A 2390-nucleotide genomic window follows, 5' to 3' on the forward strand; every position below is an offset into this window, starting at 1 on the left:
ACGGCGGACGGGATCATCAGCACCGCGGCGTCGGCGGTGCCGGTGGCGAGCACCTGGGGCACGTACACGCGCGACAGCACGCCGAGCACCGTGGGGAAGAGGTAGAAGCCGGACAGCAGCACGATCACGGTGAGCGCGGTGCGCCGGGCGTCCGCCCCGGTCCGATTGGTATAGAACCGCACCAGCACGTGCGGCAGTCCGAGTGCGCCGAGGAAGGTCGCGAGCATCAGCGACAGGACCTGGTACAGCGGGTGATCGCCGCCGAGACCGCCGCCCGAGCGCGTCCACTCGGACCCGGTCTGCGGCGCGTCGGACACGACGGGGGTGGCCGCGCCCGCGTCGAGCAGGATCGTCGAATCCTGGCCGATGACGTGGGTTCCCGCGGACAGCGGCGCGTCGTGGAGACGCGTGCCGTCGACCGTTCCGGTGACTCGGACGCCCGAGGGATCGGCGACGGTCACCGAGACCTCCGTGGTGACCTCGACGGAGGTGGCCGTCGAGACCCGGGCGGGGAGGGGGTCGCCGAGGTCGGACGGACTCGACGCGAAATGCAGGACGACGACCAGCGCGGGCACCGCGATCGCGGTGAGTTTGAGCCAGTACTGGACCCCCTGGGCGAAGGTCACCGAACGCATGCCGCCGCTGACCACGTTGACGATCAGTGCACCGCCGACCAGCACCACGCCGACCCAGCCGGGAAGGCCCAGCAGAATATTCAGCGTCAGACCCGCGCCTTGCAGCTGAGGGAGCAGGTACAGGACGCACACCAGCACCACGACGACCATGGCGACACGGCGGGCCTGCAGGGAGCCGAGCCGAAACTCGGCGAAGTCGGGCACGGTGTACGCACCCGAGCGGCGTAGGGGCGCGGCGACGAACAGCAGCAGGCCCAGATACCCGGCGGTGAAGCCGATCGGGTACCAGAGCGCGTCGGCGCCGTATTTGGCGACGAGGCCGGCGACCCCGAGGAACGACGCGGCAGAGAGGTACTCCCCGGAGATGGCGGCGGCGTTCCAGCGGGCGCCGATGCTGCGGGAGGCCACCAGAAAATCGGACGTCGATCGGGCTCCGCGGCCGCCGTACGCGCCGATGGCGACCGTGCCGACGGTGGCGATCGCCACCGCGACGACGATGAGTGCTGATCCCGTGCTCACGTCGGACCGCGTTCTTCGTCGTCCATCAACTGCATGAAGTGTCGTTCCGCCTGCTCGGCCAGCCGGATGTAGAGGCGTCCCGCGAGATAGAGGATCGGGTAGGGGAGCAGGCCCAGCACGATCCAGTTGATCGAGATCCCGAAGAGCGTCGCGGCGGCGAAGCCGTCGACCCACAGGCCGATCAGGGGGATGGCGACGAACAGGGCCGCCACCGCCAGTCCGATCCGCAGCGCCAGTCCCAACTGGGCGCGGACCAGTTCGCCGACCAGATGCTCGCCGACCTCGGTCTGCTCGGTCACCTCGGCCCGAGTCCGGACCGGCCGCGCGCCGCGCCGCTGCGACAGCACGACGCGCTCGCGGCGTGGGGAGTCGGGGGTCATGGACGGCCGCTCACCATTCGCTCACGACGATCCGTCGCCTCGGCCGGATCGGAAGGAACGCAGCGGGTCGCGCACCAGACGGTCTTTCAGTTCACGAACCTGCCGGCGGCTGACGGGCAGCTCCACTTCGGGGGTCTGGCCGTTCGCGCGGATCATCACCTTGGTGCCGGTACCTGCGGTCCGCAGCCCGGTCACCATCGGAAGCGCGACGAGGTACGACCGGTGTATCCGCGCGAAACCTGCTTCGGCCCAATGGGATTCGAGCGTGGAGAGGGTCACTCGAACCAGATAGTCACCGCTGGCGGTGTGCAGGCGGGCGTAGTCGCCCACGGCTTCGACCCACGAGATCGTGTCGCGCTGGATCAAGGACGTCACGCCGCCGCGCTCGACGGGGATCACGCTTGTGCTGAGCCCCGTCGAAGTGCTTGTGCTGAGCCCCGTCGAAGTGCTTGTGCTGAGCCTCGTCGATGAAATGCCTGAGTCGGCGGACGTGTCCGTGTCCCCGGCGATTTCGGCGGTGGCTGGGTCGGCGCCCGCAGCGGCAGGGTCGGCATCGGTCCCGGCGGTGTCGCCGACGAGCGTGTCCGGACGGCTCGCCAGGACACGCTCGACCGCCTGCGCGAGACGCCGTGCGCGCAGTGGTTTCAGGAGGTAGTCGACGGCGCCGACGTCGAACGCCTGGACGGCGCGGTCGTCGTGTGCGGTGACGAACACCAGTGCGGGCGGGGTCGCGTAGCGGGCGAGGACGGTGGCGAGCTCCATGCCGTTGAGTCCCGGCATCGAGATGTCCAGGAAGGCGGCATCCACGGACTGTTCGGAGAGCAGCCGCAGGGCTTCGGTGGCATCGGAGGCGCCG

The 2390-nt window shown here is 69.9% G+C and carries 3 protein-coding genes; all 3 read right to left on the bottom strand.

Annotation, left to right across the window (positions count from 1 at the left end; genetic code table 11):
* Nucleotides 1-1154: cation acetate symporter (locus GX543_RS09970; RefSeq protein WP_290851700.1), on the bottom strand; the 1154-nt coding region annotated here is incomplete at its 3' end.
* Nucleotides 1151-1534 carry a hypothetical protein gene (locus tag GX543_RS09975; RefSeq protein ID WP_105943517.1) on the bottom strand — a complete coding sequence of 128 codons (384 nt, stop codon included), beginning with the start codon at nucleotides 1532-1534 and terminating at the stop codon, nucleotides 1151-1153. The genes GX543_RS09970 and GX543_RS09975, both read right to left, overlap by 4 nt.
* Before the next feature lie 21 nt (nucleotides 1535-1555).
* The coding region (locus GX543_RS09980; protein WP_290851702.1) for a LytTR family DNA-binding domain-containing protein at nucleotides 1556-2390 on the bottom strand (835 nt) is incomplete at its 5' end.

Origin of the sequence: Gordonia sp. (in: high G+C Gram-positive bacteria), assembly GCF_012515855.1 — a bacterium.
Taxonomy (GTDB): domain Bacteria; phylum Actinomycetota; class Actinomycetes; order Mycobacteriales; family Mycobacteriaceae; genus Gordonia.